Origin of the sequence: Bacillus methanolicus MGA3, from assembly GCF_000724485.1 — a bacterium.
GTDB lineage: Bacteria > Bacillota > Bacilli > Bacillales > Cytobacillaceae > Bacillus_Z > Bacillus_Z methanolicus_A.
Map to the genome: position 1 here is coordinate 1,746,110 of NZ_CP007739.1, position 22,092 is coordinate 1,768,201.

Annotated in this window: 22 protein-coding genes and 1 riboswitch; of the genes, 3 read left to right on the plus strand and 19 right to left on the minus strand. The window is 39.7% G+C overall.

The window, feature by feature from the left end:
* Position 1: 1 nt before the first annotated feature.
* The 13 genes from BMMGA3_RS08490 to BMMGA3_RS18645 form a co-directional block, all read right to left on the minus strand.
* Positions 2–931 carry a C40 family peptidase gene (locus BMMGA3_RS08490; RefSeq protein WP_004434336.1) on the minus strand — a complete coding sequence of 310 codons (930 nt, stop codon included), beginning with the start codon at positions 929–931 and terminating at the stop codon, positions 2–4.
* A complete protein-coding gene (locus BMMGA3_RS08495; RefSeq protein ID WP_004434340.1) occupies positions 918–2,024 on the minus strand; it encodes a dipeptide epimerase in 1,107 nt (368 codons plus the stop codon). The genes BMMGA3_RS08490 and BMMGA3_RS08495 overlap by 14 nt, the downstream gene beginning before the upstream one ends.
* Before the next feature lie 71 nt (positions 2,025–2,095).
* On the minus strand, positions 2,096–3,019 hold the full coding sequence (locus tag BMMGA3_RS08500; protein WP_004434342.1) for a S66 peptidase family protein: 924 nt from the start codon (positions 3,017–3,019) through the stop codon (positions 2,096–2,098).
* Positions 3,020–3,106: 87 nt separating this feature from the next.
* Positions 3,107–4,741 (minus strand): peptide ABC transporter substrate-binding protein, encoded by a 1,635-nt coding sequence (locus BMMGA3_RS08505; protein WP_004434344.1) that lies wholly within the window; start codon positions 4,739–4,741, stop codon positions 3,107–3,109.
* A 79-nt stretch (positions 4,742–4,820) separates the two neighbouring features.
* Positions 4,821–5,819 carry an ABC transporter ATP-binding protein gene (locus BMMGA3_RS08510; RefSeq protein ID WP_004434345.1) on the minus strand — a complete coding sequence of 333 codons (999 nt, stop codon included), beginning with the start codon at positions 5,817–5,819 and terminating at the stop codon, positions 4,821–4,823.
* A 5-nt stretch (positions 5,820–5,824) separates the two neighbouring features.
* Entirely contained in the window at positions 5,825–6,778 is a 954-nt protein-coding gene (locus tag BMMGA3_RS08515) for an ABC transporter permease (RefSeq protein WP_004434347.1), read from the minus strand.
* Positions 6,778–7,710: an ABC transporter permease gene (locus BMMGA3_RS08520; protein ID WP_004434349.1), complete on the minus strand. Its 933-nt coding sequence runs from the start codon at positions 7,708–7,710 to the stop codon at positions 6,778–6,780. Before BMMGA3_RS08520 ends, BMMGA3_RS08515 begins: the two co-directional genes overlap by 1 nt.
* Positions 7,711–7,724: 14 nt before the next feature.
* Positions 7,725–8,549 carry a M55 family metallopeptidase gene (locus BMMGA3_RS08525; protein ID WP_004434351.1) on the minus strand — a complete coding sequence of 275 codons (825 nt, stop codon included), beginning with the start codon at positions 8,547–8,549 and terminating at the stop codon, positions 7,725–7,727.
* A gap of 208 nt (positions 8,550–8,757) precedes the next feature.
* Positions 8,758–8,853: riboswitch (TPP riboswitch) on the plus strand.
* 64 nt (positions 8,854–8,917) lie between these two features.
* A complete protein-coding gene (locus BMMGA3_RS08530; RefSeq protein ID WP_004434353.1) occupies positions 8,918–10,165 on the minus strand; it encodes a glutamate-5-semialdehyde dehydrogenase in 1,248 nt (415 codons plus the stop codon).
* Between the two features lie 16 nt (positions 10,166–10,181).
* Positions 10,182–11,276 carry a glutamate 5-kinase gene (proB, locus tag BMMGA3_RS08535; RefSeq protein WP_004434355.1) on the minus strand — a complete coding sequence of 365 codons (1,095 nt, stop codon included), beginning with the start codon at positions 11,274–11,276 and terminating at the stop codon, positions 10,182–10,184.
* A 464-nt stretch (positions 11,277–11,740) separates the two neighbouring features.
* Positions 11,741–13,108, minus strand: a complete 1,368-nt coding sequence (locus tag BMMGA3_RS08545) for an aspartate kinase (protein WP_004434360.1) — start codon at positions 13,106–13,108, stop codon at positions 11,741–11,743.
* A 229-nt stretch (positions 13,109–13,337) separates the two neighbouring features.
* Positions 13,338–13,502, minus strand: coding sequence for a hypothetical protein (locus tag BMMGA3_RS18640; protein WP_004434362.1), 165 nt, complete (start codon positions 13,500–13,502; stop codon positions 13,338–13,340).
* Between the two features lie 57 nt (positions 13,503–13,559).
* Positions 13,560–13,796: an NAD(P)H-dependent flavin oxidoreductase gene (locus BMMGA3_RS18645; protein WP_004434364.1), complete on the minus strand. Its 237-nt coding sequence runs from the start codon at positions 13,794–13,796 to the stop codon at positions 13,560–13,562.
* A gap of 219 nt (positions 13,797–14,015) precedes the next feature.
* On the opposite strand from BMMGA3_RS18645, the gene BMMGA3_RS08555 reads away from it, so the two are divergent.
* Positions 14,016–15,008, plus strand: a complete 993-nt coding sequence (locus BMMGA3_RS08555) for a MerR family transcriptional regulator (protein WP_004434366.1) — start codon at positions 14,016–14,018, stop codon at positions 15,006–15,008.
* 77 nt (positions 15,009–15,085) lie between these two features.
* Here the strand turns inward: BMMGA3_RS08555 and BMMGA3_RS08560 are convergent, their stop codons facing one another.
* The 6 genes from BMMGA3_RS08560 to BMMGA3_RS08585 form a co-directional block, all read right to left on the minus strand.
* Positions 15,086–15,856: a divergent polysaccharide deacetylase family protein gene (locus BMMGA3_RS08560; RefSeq protein ID WP_004434368.1), complete on the minus strand. Its 771-nt coding sequence runs from the start codon at positions 15,854–15,856 to the stop codon at positions 15,086–15,088.
* A 111-nt stretch (positions 15,857–15,967) separates the two neighbouring features.
* Positions 15,968–17,041 (minus strand): ABC transporter substrate-binding protein, encoded by a 1,074-nt coding sequence (locus BMMGA3_RS08565; protein ID WP_004434370.1) that lies wholly within the window; start codon positions 17,039–17,041, stop codon positions 15,968–15,970.
* Positions 17,038–17,838 (minus strand): ABC transporter permease, encoded by an 801-nt coding sequence (locus BMMGA3_RS08570; RefSeq protein ID WP_004434372.1) that lies wholly within the window; start codon positions 17,836–17,838, stop codon positions 17,038–17,040. Before BMMGA3_RS08570 ends, BMMGA3_RS08565 begins: the two co-directional genes overlap by 4 nt.
* A complete protein-coding gene (locus BMMGA3_RS08575) occupies positions 17,835–18,638 on the minus strand; it encodes an ABC transporter permease (RefSeq protein WP_004434374.1) in 804 nt (267 codons plus the stop codon). The genes BMMGA3_RS08570 and BMMGA3_RS08575 overlap by 4 nt, the downstream gene beginning before the upstream one ends.
* Positions 18,639–18,649: 11 nt before the next feature.
* Complete coding sequence (locus tag BMMGA3_RS08580; RefSeq protein WP_004434376.1) at positions 18,650–19,735, minus strand: ABC transporter ATP-binding protein; 1,086 nt, start codon at positions 19,733–19,735, stop codon at positions 18,650–18,652.
* A gap of 217 nt (positions 19,736–19,952) precedes the next feature.
* Positions 19,953–20,912, minus strand: coding sequence for a dipeptidase (locus BMMGA3_RS08585; protein ID WP_004434377.1), 960 nt, complete (start codon positions 20,910–20,912; stop codon positions 19,953–19,955).
* Positions 20,913–21,008: 96 nt separating this feature from the next.
* Between BMMGA3_RS08585 and BMMGA3_RS08590 the strand changes: the two genes are divergently transcribed.
* Positions 21,009–21,479, plus strand: a complete 471-nt coding sequence (locus BMMGA3_RS08590) for a hypothetical protein (protein ID WP_004434379.1) — start codon at positions 21,009–21,011, stop codon at positions 21,477–21,479.
* Positions 21,476–21,979, plus strand: coding sequence for a hypothetical protein (locus BMMGA3_RS08595; RefSeq protein ID WP_004434382.1), 504 nt, complete (start codon positions 21,476–21,478; stop codon positions 21,977–21,979). Before BMMGA3_RS08590 ends, BMMGA3_RS08595 begins: the two co-directional genes overlap by 4 nt.
* Positions 21,980–22,092: the final 113 nt, after the last annotated feature.

A 22,092-nucleotide genomic window follows, 5' to 3' on the forward strand; every position in this document is an offset into this window, starting at 1 on the left:
ATTATTCCTCCGTATCTTGCCAGTAGCGACGTGCTGTACATAATTCTTTTTCATAGATCGTTCCTTGAAGCGGAATAATCTCAACCGATTTTCCTGTTTTTGGTGAATGAAGCATTTTTCCATTTCCGTAATAAATTCCAACATGATGGATTCTTCCTTTGCCTTCTTCATAGGCAAAAAACAGCAAGTCTCCCGGTTCAATCTTTTCGAGTTCCACTGGTTTGCCCGCTTGAGCCTGATCACTAGCATCACGCGGAATTGTATACCCATTAGCTTTGCACATAGTATAGCTGAATCCGGAACAGTCATATCCAAAGCTGCTCATTCCGCCCCATAAATATGGAAGCCCAAGAAAAGCCTCTCCTGCAAAGACTATGTCACGCCCATTTCCTTTCGGGATTTCATCCTGCGACTGATAAATATGAACCTTTTCCGCACTGATCAATCCAAAACCTGATGGCGTTTCCACTTTTACCCAATGATCCAGTTCTTGAACAACTGGTAATACTGTTTGATAGCTTAACTCCATCATTGGCTTTTCAGATTCAGAAAATAAGGTTGCTTTTTTAGCAGTTACGACGGCAATAGGCCCCTGATTGATTTTCCAATCATGTTTTCTTTGCAGCTGGGCTTTAGGAATCCAACCCGGATACCCCCGATTATCCTTAGAAGAAGGCTGGTCAGGGATGATAACTTCAACCCAACCGTCTTTTTCATTTGTAACGAGCACTTCCTGCCCAAATAAAACCTGCGTCTGAACGAGATTTTGATCGTGCAGACCAAGGCGGGTATCGTACGTTAACCCTTCAAGCCATTCATCGATTTCCGCAGGATTGGAAATTGCCTTTTTATCAATGTCCCTCGCTGAATCATAAGACGTCCATACGGTTGCAACCGGAACATCCACAAGCCATTGATCACTCATTTCCATTATTAACCCCTCCTTCAATGTGTACATTTTGTATGCCGAGCCCAGGAGCTTCAGGAAACGTAATTTTCCGTCCGCTGTACTTAATTCCACCTTCAACAATCTCTTTCGCAAGCATCAGCGGTGCATCAAAATCAAAGCGGGTAATATTTTTCTTGCTTGCAGCAAAATGAGCGGCAGCGGTAATCCCGATCCGCGTTTCGATCATGCTTCCGACCATGCATTCCATTCCTGCTATTTCTGCAAGTCTGTTGATCATTTGCGCTTGAAAAATCCCGCCTGACTTCATAAGCTTAATATTGATCAAATCCGCACTTCTTGTTTTAATGACCTCAAACGCTTGCTTAGGAGTAAACACACTTTCATCAGCCATTATTAAAGTATCAACAGAATCTGTTACTTGCTTGAGTCCCTCAATATCTGCTGCTTTTACAGGCTGTTCAACTAACTCAATATCAAGCCCCTCATCTTCCATCTTTCGAATAGCGCGGATAGCATCTTTCGGCTTCCAGCCTTGGTTGGCATCAAGGCGAATTTTAATCTGGCTGCCGACACGGTTTCGAATTTCGCGGATCCGTTCGATATCTTTTACATAATCTTCTTTTCCGACCTTAATCTTTAAGACATTGAACCCTTGTGAGACAAATGCTGCGGCGTCTTCCCCCATTTCTTTCGGATCATTGACACTAACGGTAAAATCGGTTTCGATTACATCTTTATGTCCTCCAAGATATTGGTAGAGCGGCAAACGGCTATGCTGTGCAAGACAATCAAACAGAGCCATATCAACCGCTGCTTTTGCACTTGTGTTGCCTACTAGAATCGTGTTAAATTCCTGAAAAATTGCTTCATAGTTAAGTAGATTTTTCTTAAGCAAAAAAGGTTTTAAGACGTGCTGGATCGCTGATTCAATGCTTGCGAGTCCTTCCCCGGTGATGACATAAGTCGGCGGCGCTTCTCCCCAACCGATTATTCCGTTATCGCATGATATTTTCACAATAATTGATTCTGCGGTTTCAACAGTGCGTAAAGCCGTTTTAAATGGCTTTTTAAGCGGAACAGCAATCCGGTATGTCTCTATTTCTTTAATAATCACGTAGGATCCGCCTCCAATTCTGTTTAAAAGATAGTTTCAATCATGTGCTATTCATAAATAGTTTTACAAGTTCATTGAATTCCGCTTTCAACAATTAATTGTTTTTTAACGGAGCTTAACTTTGCTGTTGATCCAAGTGGAACTGCAATATGTGGTGTGCAATGGCCTATCTTAAATCCTTTGATTGCCGGTTTGCCTGCAAATTGGATATAGTGCTTAATGACTTCATCAAGGACAAAGGTTTTATCTCTTTTCGGTTCACAGTTGTGGAAATCACCAACTATGATTCCAGCAGCATCGTTAAGTTTTCCGGCCATATAAAGCTGATTCAGCATACGGTCAACAGAGCGAGGCTCTTCATTGATATCTTCTATAAGCAGCAGTTTCCCTCTTGTATCAATTTCATACAGCGTGCCGAGCGTGCTCGTTAAAAGCGATAAATTACCTCCAACGAGAGGTCCGTTCGCTTCCCCTTCAACGAGAACTTCTAACGGAGAAAATTGTTCGGTATACGTAATCTCCTGCGGTTCAAATAGTTGTTTAAAAAACTGTTTGGAAATCGGGTCGGCATCTTCTTTTCCAATATCGGTCGCAAGCATCGGCCCGTGGAATGTAATGAGCTCCGTTTGTTTGTGAATGGCAGTATGTAAAAATGTTATATCGCTGTAACCCCAGAAGATTTTTGGATTGCTTTTTATAATTTCATAGTTTATAGCTGAGGCGATCCGGGCTGTTCCATAGCCCCCGCACGCACATAAAATCGCTTTAACATCCTTGTCGAGAAACATATTATGTAAATCTTCTAACCTTTCGTCATCTTTTCCTGCCAGATACCCGTATTCCCTTTTAAGATGACGGCCAAGTTTAACTTTCAACCCCAATTCAATTTCTAGAAAACGGATAGAGCGCTGTAAATTTTCAAGATTAGGAGGACTAGCCGGTGCAATGATACCGACTGTATCTCCTTTTTGAAGGCGTTGTGGTTTGATTGGCATTTATTTGAGCCTCCCTTTGTCTTTTTGGAAGTTCAGTAAAAATGAGATAAAAGGGATGTTCAAACGAACACCCCCTTCTCAAGGTACTTACTTCTTGTCAGCCCATTTTAATTCTAAGTATCCTACAGGGTGGCGGACGACGCCTGTGACTTTATCATTCTGAAGGTACACATGGTTATAAAAATGGACTCCGAAAATCGGTGCTTCATCAAGTAAGATCTTTTCTGCTTTATACATCAAGTCAAAGCGTTTTGTTTCATCTGATTCTTTTTTCGCTTCTTGAATCAGTTTATCGTACTCAGCATTGCTCCAGCCTGTACGGTTCATCGTATGTCCTGTCTGGAAGTTTTCGAGGAAGTTAATCGGGTCTGGATAGTCAGCTAAGAACGAACTGCGGGACAACTGTAACTTCAAAGCTTTTTGGTCTTCAACAAAAACATTCCATTCCATGTTCGCAAGTTTTACATCAACACCAAGATTTTCTTTCCACATCTGTTGTAGTGCTTCAGCAATTTTTTTGTGAGTTTCATCTGTGCTGTAAGTTAAAGTAATCGGTGGAAGCTTTTTGTATCCTTCTTCTTCCATTCCTTTTTTCAAAAGCGCTTTTGCTTCTTTAATATTTGTTTTCAAGAGATCGCCGTTCTTTTCACGGAAATCGTTGCCGGAAGGATCTTTAAATCCGTAAGATACGAAACCGTAGGCAGGCTTTTCTTTATTTTTCGTTACATAATCGACAATTTGCTTTTGATCAACTGCCAATGCGAAAGCTTTACGGATATTTTTGTTTTGGAATGGTTCTTTCGTTACATTAAAGCGATAGAAATAGGTTCCTGCTTGGTCTTCAACCTTCGCTTTTCCTTCTGCAAACAGCTTATCGCTCAAATCAGCCGGAACATCGGAAGTATCGAGCTCTCCATTTTGAAACATTTGATATTCTGTATTTGGATCACTGACTTCAGCCCATTTTACTTTATCTAATTTTACCGTATCTTTATCCCAATAATATGGGTTCTTTTTCATCACGAAATGGCTGTCATGCACCCACTCAGACAGTGTGAACGGTCCGTTTCCGACAAACGTGTCCGCTTCGGCGAACCATTTAGGGTTTTTCTTTGCGACTTTTTCGTTAATTGGGAAGAATGCTGGATTCGTTATTACACTTAAAAAGTAAGCCTGCGGGCTTGTCAGAGTAACTTGCAGCGTTTTATCATCAATTGCTTTAACTTTGACATCATCGGCAGAACCTTTTCCGGTGTTAAAAGCTTCTGCACCTTCGATAAAATACCCTAGGAAAGCAGCAGCTGACCCTGTTTTTGGATCAAGCAAACGTTTCCAGGCAAACTCGAAATCTTTCGCAGTGACTGGATCGCCATTTGACCATTTTGCATTTTCGCGAATATGGAATGTATAGGTTTTTCCATCTTTTGAAACATCCCATTTTTCAGCTGTTGCTGGTTCCGGTTTATGATCAGCATTCAAACGTGTTAAGCCTTCCATTAAGTTATTCAGAGCATTATATGAAACTGAGTCAAACCCCATTGGCGGGTCAAATGAAGTCGGCTCTTGGCCATTGTTCCAGTAGAGAACTTTTTCACCTGAAGATTGCTTGTCCCCGCTATTGTTCTTATCAGCTGGTTCCTTTCCTGCGTTCTCGTTTGCCGTACAGGCTGCAAGAACTAACACAAGCATTGCTGCAAGCAGCAAACTAAATAGTTTTTTCATCTCTTTTCCCCCTCTTTTTCAAAAAATTCTTGTATCTATATAAACCGGCTGGTATAAGATGCAGCCGGCAGATACCTTTTTATGTTTTTGTTAAAAAAAGCTTTTGCGCCCTTTCATCTTGGAGCCAGCAATCAACATGGTGCTCCTGGCTTAAAAATGTACGAAAAGGATAAACTTTGTCGCACACTTCCATTGCAAATTCACAGCGTGCGGCAAATGAACAGCCGACAGGCGGAGAAAACAAATCAGGCGGTGATCCATTAATCGGCACAAGTTCCGCTCCATCTACATCTAAACGAGGTACAGAGTTTAACAAACCTCTTGTATACGGATGCTGCGGATTATAAAAGATTTCTCTTCGCGACCCCGATTCCACAATTTTTCCAGCATACATGACAGCAATCCGGTCTGCAACCTGAGCAACAACACCAAGGTCGTGTGTGATCAAAATGATGGATACGCCGATTTTCTTTTGAATATCTTTAAACAATTCAAGGATTTGCGCCTGAATGGTTACATCAAGAGCCGTAGTCGGTTCATCTGCTATCAGCACTTCCGGCTGGCAAACAAGTGCCATCGCAATGACAATCCTTTGCCTCATTCCACCGCTAAATTGATGAGGGTACTGCTTAAAACGGAATTCAGGGCTAGGTATGCCTACTAAATCCATCATCTCAAGCGCTTTTTTCTTTGCCTCTTCTTTCGTCACATGTTGGTGCTGAAGAATACCTTCTATCATCTGGTCACCGATTGTTAATGTCGGATTTAACGCTGTCATCGGATCCTGGAAGATCATCGAGATATCGGATCCGCGGATTTTACGCATTTCCGGTTCCTTTAATTTTGTTAAATCGCGTCCTTTAAATAGGATCTGGCCATTAGTAATTTTTCCGGGCGGATTTGGAATCAGACGCATAATACTTTGGGAAGTAACGCTTTTTCCGCAGCCGGACTCTCCGACAATCGCAAGTGTTTCACCTTTGTATAAATCAAAGGTAACTCCACGAACAGCTTTTACTTCTCCTCCATAAGTTTGAAATGTCACGTGGAGGTCCTTGACTTCGAGTATTTTTTCCATGCTGATTACCTCCTTAACCTTGGGTCAAGCGCGTCCTGCAAGCCGTCTCCTAAAACGTTAAACGAAAACATTGTTAATGAAATGAAAAATGCCGGGAAGAACAGGCGCCACCAATGGCCTGAGAGTATGACCGAAAGTGCATCGCTAGCCATTGAGCCCCAGCTGGCATATGGCGGCTGAATCCCTAATCCTAAGAAGCTTAAGAACGCTTCTGCAAAAATCGCGGATGGAACCGTAAGTGTCATTTGCACGATAATCGGACCCATAGTATTTGGCAGCAAATTCTTAAGGATAATCCGCGGCGTTTTCGTGCCAAATGTTTTGGAGGCTAGAACAAATTCGTAATTCTTGATTTGAAGGACTTGTCCCCTGACAATCCTTGCCATTCCAACCCATCCTGTGACAGACAATGCAAAAATAATCGTAAATAAACCCGGTCCCATTACAACACTGATTAAAATGACTACGAGCAAATATGGCAGCCCGTATAAAATTTCGACAATACGCATCATTACATGATCAACTTTTCCGCCTTTATAGCCTGCTATACCTCCGTAAACGACACCGACGATAAAATCAATCAGTGCGGCAACAACCCCGACAAACAAGGAAACCCGTGCCCCGTGCCAAGTCCGGGCAAACACATCACGGCCCAATTCATCGGTTCCAAACCAATATTCACTGGAAGGCGGCAAATTTTGCTTCGTCAGTGACTGTTCACTTACATGATGCGGGGAAAGGGAAGGTCCAAAGATCGCCATAAACGTTAAAATCATAAGAAAGCACAACCCGAGCATCGCAAGTTTATTTTTTAAAAGCCGACGCCATGCATCTTGCCAGTAAGAAAGGCTGGGTCTGACCACCAATTCCGCTTCGGAGAGGTCTTTTTTCTTGGGTACAAACCACTCATCTGGAATGTTGTCTGCAATATTGGGTCTTTGAGGTTTTTGCAATGCCACTAATTACCCTCCTTTTTATAAAGTTTGATGCGAGGATCTAATATGCCGTACGCTATATCGACGAGAAACAGCATGATAATCAAAATCGTACTGTAAAAAACGGTCGTCCCCATGATGACTGGGTAATCACGAGTATTAATGCTTTCTACAAAATATTTTCCCATTCCCGGAATTGCAAATATTTTTTCAATGACGAACGTACCGGTCAAAATACTGGCAGCTAATGAACCAAGCACTGTAACAACCGGAAGAAGTGCATTTTTTAAGGCATGTTTGAAAATAATTTTTGCAGGAGAAAGCCCCTTTGCTTTTGCAGTCTTTATGTAATCCTGTGTAAGCACTTCAAGCATGCTCGACCTGGTTAGGCGGGCAATAATTGCCATCGGCCCGGTTGCAAGAGCCAGCACCGGTAAAATCATATGCTTCCAGCTCGCCCAAGTAGCTACAGGTAAAATCTTCCAATTAACCGCCACTTCCTGGATTAACAGTGTAGCCATAACAAAGTTTGGAATCGATATGCCTATAACGGCAATGGTCATTGCTAAATAATCGATGATTCCGTTATGGCGCAGGGCAGCGATGACTCCGAGTAAAATTCCGGATATAGTCGCGACGATTAAAGTGTACATTCCCAATTCAAATGAAACAGGAAAACCGCGTCCCAACAGCTCATTCACTGTTTGTGATGAATTTTTTATTGATGGTCCGAAATCAAAGGTTGCAACTGATTTTAAGTAAATCAAATATTGGATAAAAAGCGGTTCATCCAAATGATAGTGAGCTTCTAAATTTTTCTGGACAGTTTCGTTTGTATTTCGCTCATCGTTAAAAGGCGAACCTGGAATGGAATGCATCAGGAAAAATGTCAATGTAATAATTAGCCACAATGTGACTATCATTGCGATGAGACGTTTTACAATGTATGTATTCATTTAATTTCCACTTCCTAACAATATGTGGTTCTCATTGCTAATTCAGTCATAACAAGCATTGCTTGATAAGCCTCGAGAATATTTTTTGCCTGGTAGCGGACAATCGTTGTTCCCGGTTCAATTTCTGTTCCCGGCATTAAATTTGCCCACTCAGCCTGTCCATAGTTTGCAAATTCGATTCTGAGAAGCGGATTGTCCGGCGGCGTAAGCGGTTTGACAGATTCTCTGTTTTGCAGAGCAAGAACAGTTTTTTCCTTGAGAAGCTGCCCAGCCTTCGCCGGAGTTAAAGATTTTGCCGATGAACGCGAAATAGCTTCCTTTACTACAGCAGTTGTCACATTCGGTATGAGCCTTTCTGCTTCTAAAGCGGTCTGGTCATCACCGGCAACCATAATGACCGGCACTCCGTAATAACCGGCAACATAAGCATTGAATCCTAATTCTCCTATTGCAACATCATTAATATACATATGGCGGACTCCAAAGATCATGGAGTGCGTCATGACTCCTTTCATCGAAGCACGAGCATGATATCCGACAAAAATTGCACCGGAAAAACTGTCATCAAGCCCCTGAACCATAGAAAATGGTTTTACGTCCCCGGTAATAAGCTGTGTTTCCGGATGGAGTTTTTCAATAAGAAGATTGTTCATTTTCGAGTGGCTGTCATTGACAACAACTTCCGAACATCCATTTTCAAATGCAGCTGTGATGACATGGTTGGCCTCTTCAGTCATTATGAGACGGCTCCGGTCATAATTATGTTTTGACGAATCGACCTGAGTATGGTCAATAAGACCGGTGATTCCTTCCATGTCAACAGAAATATACAATTTCATGTGTTCTCCCCCTCAGATGTCTATAATTATTTTAATATTATAAATTATACCAAAATTTAAATTAAACTTCTAGACAATATTGCCAAATTCTTGTTGAAACGTAAGACTTTTGCCAAAAAAATATATTGCAATAATGCAAGTTTATTATTTTTGCAGCCGAATTCTTTACTTATTGTTAAAATATAGCTACTATTAAGAAAAATATAGTAAAAAACTATTAGGGTGCCCGTAGTATGGGTTTAGAAAAAACCTTTTGGACTTGATATGGATCATACCAGCTTAGGAAAGTAGTGTAATTTTTTCCACAGAAAAGCACTGCTTCACATTGGTAAGCAGTGCCCTCTCTCTCCGAATCAATCAATCTTAAATTATTTGCGTATTTGACCATTCCCATAAATAAAATATTTGCTGGATGTTAAAGCAGTTAATCCCATCGGACCTCTTGCGTGAAGCTTTTGTGTACTGATCCCAATTTCCGCACCGTAGCCGAATTCAAATCCGTCTGTAAAACGGGTCGATGCGTTATGATAAACTGCAGCAGCATCAACATTGTTAAGAAAAATCGATGCATTCTCGCTGTTTTCCGTAATGATCGCTTCTGAGTGCTTCGTCCCATATTTATTAATGTGGCTAATAGCATCCTCAACACTTTTTACAACTTTCACACTGACTGTCAATGCTAAGTATTCCGTATACCAGTCATCTTCCGTCGCCTTTTTCGCGGAAGGCAAGACATCACAGACCGCTTGATCACCGATGATCTCAACCCCGCTATTGACTAGGGCCTGTAACAAGGCTTCCCCATGTCTTTCAAACCATGTTTCATGAATTAAAAGGGACTCGATTGCATTGCACACAGACGGGCGCTGGGTTTTTGCATTTAGAACGATCCGTTCCGCCATTGACGGATCAGCTGTCTCATCAATAAAGACATGACAGTTGCCTGCACCTGTTTCAAGAACAGGGACAGTTGATTCTCTAACCACTGTTTCAATCAAGTTTTTTCCCCCTCTTGGGATCAACACATCTATATATTCGTTGAGATGGAACAGTACTTTGGCTGTCTCTCTGCTTGTGTCTTCGATAAGTTGGACAGCATCCGTTGGAATATCTGTCAATTCCAATGCTTGATGAATCGACTGAATGAGTGCGCTGTTTGAAAATTTTGCGGAAGAACTTCCTCTCAAAATGACAGCATTTCCTGTTTTAAGCGATAACGTCGCCGCATCAACCGTAACATTCGGACGTGCTTCATATATCATGCCAATTACACCAATCGGTACACGTTTCTTTTGAATCAAAAGCCCATTTTCTTTTTCAATGGTCTCCAATGTTTCACCGATCGGATCCTTAAGACCAATTAACAGCCTAATTGCTCCCGCCATATCTTCAATCCGCTTTTCAGTTAACAAAATCCTATCGAGTATTGCATCTGACAACCCTGTACGTCTTCCATGCTCGATATCTTTTTGGTTTTCTTGAAGCAAGAAATTCTTATCTTTTAATAATTGAACTGCGATTTTTTCTAATGCCTCATTTTTTGCCTCTGTAGTTAAATTCACCAAAGAATAGCTTACTTGTTTTGCAGCTTTGCCTTTTCTTTTCACTTCACTCATCTTACTTCCTCCCTTTTTATGCTTTTACCCACTTATCACGGTGAATCACTTCAATGGCCATAACTGTATCTTTTTTCAATTCATCGCTTCGTTTGCCCATCACTTTTTTCAGTTCCTCTGAGGAATAAAGCACTTCTCCTTTTCCAAGTAAACCATTTGTTCCAAACACTTCAACAACGTCGCCTCGTTTAAACGTACCTGTTATTTTATAAATTCCTGCAGGTAGAAGGCTTTTTCCGTGAGAAAGAAGTGCTTCCTCCGCTCCTTTGTCTACATAAATTTTTCCTGAAACATCTGAGTGAAAAGCAATCCATTGTTTACTATTCTTGATCGGTATGACATTTTTCCCGACATATGTTCCATCGCCTCTGCCTTCCAAAATATCCAGCAGCTTTCTGCTCCCTTTTCCTTTTCCTATAAAAACTCTTACACCGAGAGAAAGGGCTGTTTTTGCCGCCGTTAATTTTGAAAGCATGCCTCCGGTTCCCACTTTGGAACCTGTCCCTTCTGCAGCAGCCATCATTTCATCAGTGATCTCATGTAGAATGTTAATCCTCTTGGCAAACCTGTTTTTCTTTGGATTCGAATCATATAGTCCATTAATATCCGTTAAAATAATCAGCATATCGGCATGAACCATTCCGCTTACAAGCGCCGAAAGCATATCATTATCGCCAAATGTCAATTCTTCTACTGAAACCGTATCGTTTTCATTAATAATCGGCACAATTCCGCGTTCCAATAGCTCCATAATTGTTGAGTATGCATTTCTATAACGCTCTTTTTTGGAAAAATCGTTTCTCGTTAGCAAAATTTGCGCAGGAAGTATACCGAATTCTCCGAACTTTTCCATATAGGCTTGGATTAGTAGGCTCTGGCCAACTGCAGCTGCAGCCTGCTTCCCTTTAATCGTTACAGGTCTTGACGGATAACCAAGGCGTTTAAATCCGGCCGCAACTGCACCGGAGGATACGATTAAGACCTCATGGCCCTCCGCTCGCAAAGCTGCTATGGCTCTAATATGATCTGAAAACTTCTCGTGGTCAATTTCTCCTTTTGAATTGGTTAACGAACTGCTTCCAATCTTAACGACAATTCGTTTTTTATCCATATCGACTTCCTCCTGTTGCAGAAAGATGCGTGAATGAGATTGATATCGCTTTAATACATTAACGAAGAGCGGGTCTGGCCCTCTGGGACCTCATTAAAAAAGCCCTTTTCATCCTTTAGAAAAGGACGAAAAGGGCTGCAATTCCATTTCCGTGGTACCACCTTTATTGGATGCATACGCATCCCGCTCTTCATGATAACGCTCTGTCAGCGCCCGTGTTTTTGCACAGGACTCAGGAGGCAGGTTCTGCGGCTTTGATGCGGCGAAGTCTTCCAGCTTATAAACCCCGCTCTCTGTCGCACAAAGAACCCGCATACTAATCCTCCGTCAACGTTCATTTTTTTTTATTATGTAAAGGAAGCAATGTTTCTGTCAATAGAAAATTATTTTATTTTTTGAAAAACTCACACTTAATTATACCCATTTTCGTCTAAAATGGAAGTGTTTCACACCCAAATTCGAAACTAAACATTTACAGGAACTGGAGCAAAAAACTCTTTGTAAAGGGCTATCACCGCACGTTGTTCATCTTCAGCTTTCACACCGAACATCATGCTCACTTCTGAGGATCCCTGGTTGATCATTTCAATATTGACGCCTGCATCGGCCAGCGCCTTTGAAGCTCTAGCCATTGTCCCCACATTTTGGCGCATCCCTTCACCCACGATCATAATAAGAGCAAGATTACGTTCAATTTTCACTTCATCAGCCTCAAGCTCCGTTTTAATGCGTGTAACAATCTCTTCTTCCAACGCTGGATTCAACTGATTTTTTCTTAGAATAATCGAGATGTCATCAATTCCGGATGGAATATGTTCATACGACAATCCGTACTCTTCTAAAATCTGCAAAATTTTTCGTCCGAATCCAATTTCTCGGTTCATTAAATATTTGCTGACATAAATGCTGCAGAATCCTTTATCACTTGCAATTCCGATCACAGGGCCATTCGAAGTTGTCCGTTCATGAACGATCTTCGTTCCAGGAGCCGATGGATTATTGGTGTTTTTAATATTAACAGGAATACCGGCGCGGAAAGCAGGAATAAGAGCTTCATCATGAAGCACAGTGAATCCAGCATAGGAGAGTTCCCGCATTTCTCTGTATGTCAATTCACGAATCTCCTTAGGTTTTTCCACGATATTCGGATTGACTGAATAAACTGCATCAACGTCTGTAAAATTTTCATAAAGCTCAGCTTTCGTCCCATTCGCTAAAATGGAACCGGTTATGTCAGATCCGCTTCGTGAAAAAGTTACCACTTCTCCCTTTTTTGTAAAGCCGAAAAATCCAGGGAAAATAATAATTCCTGGCAAATTCCGAAGCTCAAAAAGCCGTTCATAAGATTCAGGAAGCACTTGTGCATTTCCAGGCTCATCGCTTACAATCAGGCCCGCATCTTTCGGATTTACATAGCGAGCCTCTACTCCTTTATGCTGGAAGTACGCGGCCATAAGTTTTGCATTATTGTCCTCGCCGGTTGCTTTAACAGCATCGATAAATCGTTCAGGATTGCTTTTATCTCCGCTTAACACTGTAAGAAGATCGTTTCGAATCATATTTGAAACTCTGCTTGAAAGCCCCAGTTCCCTTGCAATACTTGCATATCTTTCGATGACGGCTTCTACTAAATCATCAGCCGCTTCGTTTTTTAGGCATTTTTCGGCGCATTCAATGAGTAAATCGGTTACCTTTATATCACTCGCAAAACGCTTGCCTGGTGCCGAAACTACAACAATTTTTCTCTTTGGATCAGACATAACAATGTTAAATACCTTTTCAAATTGTTCTCCTGATGCTAATGAAGAACCTCCAAACTTCGCTACTTTCATTGTGACATCCCCTGCTCTTTTAGATTTTGAATATTATAAACATTATTATTACTCTAAAGGGGAAAAGAATCAAGAATTTTTTCTACACATGGCGTACAAATGTATTTTTAGAGTGTACTATTTTCTTTAATTTTCCATTACCTATAAAAAATGGGGCTGTCTCAAAAGCCAGAGGGTCAGACCCTTATGAGAAAGCCTCATTTTTACTATTCTTGTCAAATCTCACTCCTTACGAATTTTGACGGTGTTTCGCAGCCAAAAGAGAAAGCGTTTTTTCATAGGATTGCTTGAGTTCTTTTACAATTTCAACAACCGGCTGAATCTTCTTAATGGAATGAACGCCTTGCCCAGCCGACCATATATCTTTCCATGCTTTTGCACCCGGCTGGTTCATTTTTGAAAAATTAATTTCAGTTTTTTTCTGAAGATTGTCTGGATCAAGACCTGCTTTTCAAATACTCGGCATCAGATAGTTAGCATTTACACCGCTAAAGGCATCTGTATAAATGAGGTCTTCAATGGTAGAATCGATCAGCATGTTCTGGTATTCTTTACTCGCTAAGCTTTCTTCAGCTGCTATAAATCTTGTTCCCATATAGACAAAATCAGCACCAAGCGCTTCGGCAGCAGCAATATCTTTGCCATCTGATATTGAACCGGCAAGTATCGCAATCCCATTCCGTTTCATTTTTCTCCATAAATAAGGTATTACAATGATGCCTGTTTGATTTCATAAAAAAGAATGGATACATCTTAATCTTGTTATTTTTTCAGGTGTTCTGCAGAATCACGTCTTGTTTTGATAGGTTTTGTCAGCTGGCAGGAAAATGTGATGATCAATGATGAATATTAATCATAAACACTGAATTCTTTTCAAAAATGTGTTAGAAAGGATTGGAAAACGAACATGGAAAACCGTTTTATGAGAGCATATACAATTAAAGAAGTTTCGAAAAAAATCAATGTTCCGCCGGGTACGATCAGACAATGGGAAAAGGATTTGGAGGGACTTCTTATCATCTCCCGCACGAAGCAGGGAGCGAGGTATTTTACCGATCAAGAAATATCTTTATTAGTTAAAATCAAGGAAATGCGCGACAAAAATTTGAGTAAAGAAATGATCCGAGAGCTTTTGCAAAAACATTTGCATCAAAATTCGGAACCTGATTCCGAAACAATCGAAACCTCTTTGCTTCCTGTTTCTGAAAACAACACTCCTCAAAATCCAGAAAATTCAGATGATGAATTTAATAATTTTTTGGAAGCTATGGAGGCATTTAAAGAAAGCTTATTAAATGAAATCAAAAGTGAAATACGCAATACCGCTCGGAAAGAAATTTTAGAAGAAGTGAAAAAAGAAATTTCAAAAAGTTCTGTTCACACTGTCAAGAATCTCTCCCACTCTATTTATACATCAAATGAAAAAACAAAAGCGGAAATTCAAGAGCTTTCCGGGCGGATATCAAAAGCTTCGGAACACACTTCTGAAGAGTTCAAAACCTTGAAAAACAGTGTTGCGAAAGCTTCAAAACTCACTTCTGAAACGATCAAAAACCTTTCCAGCAGCATTATGAAAGCTTCAGAAGAAACTTCCGAAGAGATTATGTTGCTTTCAAACCGTCTTTCCGAATCATCAGAAGCTTCTGCAGAAGAATTCAAAACTTTAATCCACTGCATTTCCAAGGCAACCGAAGCCACCAATCACGAAATAAACAATCTTTTTGACAATCTTAATAAAGACCGAGATATCCTAATCGAAACCTTGAGCCAAGAGAGGGAACAATATCTAGAGGAAATAAAGCAAAGAGAAGAAGCATTTCAAAATTTAATTTTGAGCTTTCGAAATGCAGCAGCAGACGAAGAAAAACCAGACAAAAAATGGTGGAAATTTTGGACATAAACTTTCATGGGGACAAGCTGGGCCTGACCCCATAAATAAATCGGCCGTCATTTTTTGGAATGACGGCTTTTGTGTGATCATGGTCCTTTATCAATTAATTCGAATCCGGGAATAAGCTCCGACAATGGTACAATTTTCGCATTTGTTTTGTATACAGGGATATATTGTTTTAAGACGTTTACAACCTTGATGCCAGTCACTCCGACATGACCGATAGCTATAAATTGTTCATGGTCGACCAATTTCTTAGAAAGAATGCTTGCCTGTTTTGTGATATGCTGAGTTGTATAAACATGATCGAAAAAGAAATTATTTTCCAAGTAAGGAACATTCATTTCTTCTGCCAGTTTTTTAATCACACTCTTTCCCGTCGTTTTGCTATCAAGATAATACAGTCCGTTTTCCCGGCAAACTTCCAAAACAATTCTCATAACCCGTTCATCCTCTGTCGCTTTTGAACCCATATGATGATTCATTCCTACGGCGTGAGGAACATCTTTAATAGCTGCCTTAACACGCCTGCGAATTTCTTCATTACTCAAATCGGTTGTTATCGCTCCGGGTCCGAGCCAGCTTTTTTTGCCCCGTTTCGGTTCCATTGGTAAATGGATGATCACTTCATGACCGTATTTATGTGCCATCTCAGCATCTTGCACTGTTGTCGGGAGAAACGGCATGATCGCAACCGTCAATGTGGCCGGGAGTTTAAGTATTTCCTCCGTTCCTTTCATGTTGTTGCCAAGATCATCAATAACAATGGCAAGTTCTTTTTTTTGAACTTGTGTATCTGCCAATGGAGAATTTGCAAAAGAAAAAAGAAGACAGAAAAAGATGACAAAAACTTTCATTTCCACCACTCCTTTTTAGCTTAGCTTGCCCATTGTTTGAAAAATAGTTCGACCACAGCCAAAAAAAATGTGACCAGCCTTTTAGAAAAAAGACCGGCCACTATTTGAGATCTATTTTTTATGCATTTTAAACTGGAGAAATAGCTCGTTATAGTAGGCAAGCATTTTTTTTCCGAGGTTTTTGTAGACTTCCAGTCTTTCTGTCATTTTTTCGTCTGGATAAAAACGCTTATCATTGACGATTTCTTTATCCATATATTTCAGTGCTTCTTTATTCGGAGTGGAGTATCCGACATACTCGGTATTTTGTGCAGCAATTTTTGGATCGAGCATAAAGTTGATAAACTTATGTGCAGCTGCAACGTTCTTGGCAGTTTTTGGGATAACCATGTTATCAAACCAAAGATTGGAGCCTTCTTCAGGCACCACATATTCAAGGTTATCTTTTTTCCCCATTAATTCTGCTGCGGTGCCTGACCAGACAACACCGATTGCGGCCTCATTATTTTCCATCAGCATTCTGATTTCATCTCCAACGATGGCCTTAATATTTGGTGTCAATTTGTCAAGTTTTTCTTTCGCCTCCAGCAAATGGGTTTTATTGGTATCATTCAGAGAATAGTGCAAGCTGTTCAGTCCAATTCCCATTACTTCACGTGCACCGTCGATAAGCAATATCTCATTCTTTAATTTAGGGTCCCATAAATCATTCCATTTTGTAATCTTTTTGTCTCCAAGGATGTCTTTATTATAAAGGATTCCGACCGTTCCCCAAAAATAAGGAACTGAATATTTGTTGCCCGGATCAAAAGGTAAATTCAAAAAACGTGGATCAATGTATTTCAAATTTGGAATTTTGGAATGATCGATCGGAAGCAGCAAGTTTTCTTCCTTCATTTTTTGAATGGCATATTCGGATGGAACGGCAATATCATAGGCTGTGCCGCCTTGCTCAATTTTTGTCATCATCGCTTCGTTTGAATCAAATGTTTCGTAGATCACCTTGATGCCTGTTTCTTTTTCAAACCTGTCGATTAATTTCGGATCAATATAATCGCCCCAATTATAAATGGTTAACGTATTTCCGCTTGTATACCCTTGAGCGGAATTCAGTTTAGATACAACATATAGCAAAAGAAAAGAAACAAGTAAGACCGCTGCTAAAGCCCGAATAAGCTGCTTCATTTTCGCACCTCCATTCCAGAAGGCCGGTTGCGCTTTGAAATATAATAATAGCCGATAACAAGAATCATCGTGAAAATAAATAACAAGGTTGATAAAGCGTTTATATTTAACGACACACCCCTGCGCGCCAACGAATAGATTTCAACCGACAGTGTCGTAAAACCATTCCCTGTCACAAAAAACGTAACGGCAAAGTCATCTAGCGAATATGTTAAGGCCATAAAAAAGCCAGCAAAAATGCCTGGTGTAATATATGGGAGCACAACCTTTGAAAGTACATCCCAGCGGCTCGCTCCCAAATCAAGGGCAGCATAAATCATCGTCGGACTCATTTCCTCTATTTTTGGAAGCACCATAAGGACCACAATCGGCACACAAAACGCAATATGTGAAATCAAGACAGAGATAAATCCGAGCTTAATCCCAATGATCGTAAATAAGATCAAAAAGGAAGCACCGATAATAACGTCTGGGCTGACAATCAGAACATTATTTAAGGACAAAAGCGTATTTTTCACACGACGTTTTTTTGAATAAGCGATCGCAAGTGCTCCTGCCACTCCAATAATGGTCGAGATTGTCGCTGACAAAAGTGCAATAATAATCGTATTTAATACAATGATCAACAACCGGGAATCCTGGAACAGTTCTTTATACCATTCAAGTGTAAAACCTTCAAACTGATACATTGTTCCGCCGCTATTAAAAGAATAAAAAATTAAATAGAAAATCGGGGCATATAGGATAAAAAAGACGACCGTTAAATACACGGCTGAAAATTTCGACATTTTTTTCATATTATTCCCCGCCTCCTTTTCCCTGTGACGATCATAATGATCACCATGGCAATGATCAAGAAGACGGCAATGGTTGATCCCATTCCCCAGTCTTGTGTCACGAGAAAATGCTGTTCAATTGCAGTTCCAAGTGTAATAACCCGGTTTCCGGCAATCAGCCTTGTAAGCATAAATAATGATAAAGACGGTATAAAGACAACCTGGCAGCCCGATTTCACTCCATCAAGCGTCAATGGAAAAATAACGCGCTTAAACGTTGTCCACGATGACCCGCCTAAATCATGGGCCGCATCCACAAGTGACGGATTCAATTCATTTAGAGCATTAAATATTGGCAAAATCATAAATGGAAGAAATATATAAATCGAAACAAAGACAAAGCTGAAATCGGTAAACAGAAGCTGCTTGCTTCCAATGCCGATCAATTCAAGGATGCTATTAGCTGCTCCGTATGTACCAAAAATACCCAAGAACGCATATGCTTTTAACAATAAATTGATCCATGAAGGCAAAATGATCAAAAGCAGCCAGAGCTGTCTATGTTTTGTTTTCGTAAGCAAATATGCTGTTGGATAAGCAATAATTAGTGTAAACAAAGTTATTAAAAATGCATACCAGAAAGAACTCAACGTCATCTTTAAATATACCGGCGTAAAAAAATTCTTATAATTATCTAGTGTAAAATGGCCTTCAATGTCAAAAAATGAATAATAAAGTACAAGGAATATTGGCGTAACCACGAAGAAAATAATCCACAAAACATAAGGAATCAAATATAAATTTCGGGAAGTATTTTTCATGGCTGCACCTCTCAATAATTTTCTAACCTTTTATCAAATTCTTCTTCGGTTTCGCCAAGGCGCATAACGTGAATTGCTTCTGGATCAAAATGAAGGCCAATTTCATCACCGACTTTCACCTTCTTAGTTGAATGGACAAGCCATTCGTTTCCATCCTGGTCATAACAGATAATTTCATAGTGAACGCCGCGAAATAATAAGGAATCAACACGCACCTGAAGTTTGCCCTGGTCTTTCGCCGTAATTTCCAGGTCTTCTGGACGGATCACGATTTCAACAGATTCATTAGGGTTAAAGCCCTTGTCAACACAATCAAATGTCTTTCCCACAAACTCTACGACGTAATCTTTAATCATTTTTCCTGAAACAATATTTGACTCCCCGATAAAATCTGCAACAAAGCGGTTAATCGGCTCATCATAAATATCTGTCGGTGTTCCGCTTTGTTCAATTTTTCCATTGTTCAAGACAAAAATTTCATCAGACATAGCAAGGGCTTCTTCCTGATCATGTGTAACAAATATAAATGTAATTCCTAACCTTCGCTGCAGTTCACGCAATTCATACTGCATTTCTGTCCGAAGTTTCAAATCAAGGGCTGATAACGGCTCATCCAAAAGAATCACTTCGGGCTCATTTACAATCGCCCGCGCAATCGCCACTCGTTGGCGCTGACCGCCGGACATTTCCCTGATTTCTCGATTTTCATAGCCTTCTAGATTGACGAACCTTAAAGCTTCTTTTACTTTTTCAGTTATTTCTGCTTTTTTCATCTTTTTTATTCGCAATCCAAAAGCGACATTTTCAAATACATTTAAATGTGGAAACAACGCATAATCCTGAAAAACAGTGTTGACCTGGCGCTTATTCGCAGGAACATGATTTATTATTTTCCCGTTAAAATAGATATTGCCTTGTGAAGGCTCGATAAAGCCCGCAATTAAACGAAGGATCGTTGTTTTTCCGCATCCCGAAGGTCCTAGAAGCGTATAAAATTTTCCTCTTTCAATTTCAAAGCTGACATCTTTCAAAACTGGAGGATCATTGTCATACTGTTTCGTGACATGCTCAAATCGAATGATTATATTGTCTTTCATCTTTTCTCCCTCTACCACCTATTTTCTTTACTGTTGTATTAAAAGACATTCATAATTCTTTTGATTGCAACTTTCCAACTGTTATCATAACACAGAAAAATCGCAATTTATCGAAAAATATAAAACTATTTCATTCTTTGATTAGAGTCATGCCTCAATAGCATTTATGTTTAATAGGATTGATGGACTTGCCCGCACTTAACACCACGTTCATACTTTAAAGGGATGAGGGACTTTTCCCAATGGCACGAATCCCCGGCCGGTGATCTAGGAAATTTTGATAAGCAAAGCCTTTCACTTCTTCTTCGGAAAAATGCTTTAATAATTCATTTATCAGATGTTGGCTTTTTGATGCATCCTCAAGCCCGATGACAAATTTGGAAATGCCGTCAAAATCAGATCCTAATCCGATTTGCTTTTCACCGCCGAGAGAACAGAAATGCTCTATATGTCTGATTACATCCGATATGGCTGCTTCACCCTTTTCCTTTAAAAACGGAGGATGATAGACTACATGGATCATCCCTCCTTTTTGAAACATAGCTATTGCTTGTTCATCTTTTAAATTGCGGGGATGGTCACAAAGCTTCCGAGAATTAGAATGGCTGGCAATCGGATAATCAGCTAGTTCCATCACATCCCAAAAAGCTTTTTCGCTTAAATGCGAGACGTCTGTTAAAAGATGATGTTTGTTATTAAAATGAACAATTTCCTTTCCAAACAAAGTTAAACCTGCACCGCGCGGTTCCTCTGCCCCATCTGCCGCTAAGTTGGCATGATTCCATGTTAATCCAATTGATCTAACACCAAGCTGGTATAGGATATGAAGCTTCGACAGGTCATTGCCAATCGCATCGACACCCTCAAGTGTCAGCATCGCGCCGATTTTGCCGTCTTCAAGGCAGTCAAAATCAGACCACTCTCTAATTTGCTTCATTTCAGGATTTTTATCAAGCACTTCCGAATAGAACAAATCAACTTGATCAAGGGCATTCCTAAATTTCTCATCTGTTTTTATTTCAGGATCAACAAAGATTGCAAAGCACTGAACCATAATTTTTCCTTGCTTAAGGCGCTGTTTATTCGCATGCAGCTCAGGCGCATCAGCAAACCTTAACGTTCTTTTCGATTCTGAAAGCTTTAATAAAACATCGCAATGCAAATCAATTATGTTCATTGTCTCTCTCCTTGGGTTTATTTTTTCCAAAATAAGGGCAGGATGAGAAATTAGGAAGAAAATAAATCTTGAATAAATAGTTTGTGAGCTGATGAAATGGAGTTAGCAATTTTTCTTGATATTACCATTATTTTGATAATTAGCCTTATTCTTTTTCAAAAAACTTTGCATCTTTTTGAAAATATCTTTATGTTTTTGGTTACTGACATTGTATTTATGAATTATATGGGTGTATTATACGATAACACAAAAATTTTAGAACTCTCAGCGAAAATAGATCACCTCATCATTTTTCATCTGTATGAAGTTATCGTAATCCCTATACTAACCGTATGGTATTTTAATTTTCTTTACGCATTAAAGGATTCATTTAGGAAATGGATGTTAACAATTTATTATCTTTTTACAGTATATGCAGTGGAGTTTTTATTACTAAAATGGGAGGTTTTTTCATACAAAGGCTGGAATGCAAGCCTGTCATTCATTGGAATGCTTACGATGCTTCTAATAATAGGCGTTTTGAAAAATATTTTTAAACAAACTCTTCGAAAAGAGGAATTATTATGATACCTCTTCCAAAATCTTTTGATGAAAATGAATGGTTTGTTCTTATCACATTATTTATCATGATTGCATTTACACTGTATTTACCGAGGCGGTTTCCTATAAGTTTAACCATTTTAATTTGTCTTTTCGCAATATTTATTGCAAATTTGTCAGACCACTTGTTTGCAACGTCAATTACTAATTTTTACAACATCATGGACTCAAGAAAATATGAATTATTCGACTACTTGCTTTATCTTTTGTACGCGCCCTTTGTCTACCTGTTTGTTTATCAATTTGAAAAGTGGAACTTAAAGGGCTATTATATTTTGCTTTTTTTGATAGGATGGTCCATAGTCGGAACAGTATTTGAATGGGTGTCCCATTTATTTAAAGTGTTTCATTATAAGGAGTGGAAAATTTGGTACTCATTAACGGCATATTTAATAACACAGCCGTTAACATTGCTGTTTTTTACATTTCTAAAAAATAGTTATCATACTAATCAACAATCCAAATAATTTGGGGCTGTCTCAAAAGCCAAAGGGTCAGACCCCATAACACAATATATAGGACATGATGTTGGAAAGGGGTCAGACCCTTATGAGACAGCCTTATACCTTTTTGCTTTATT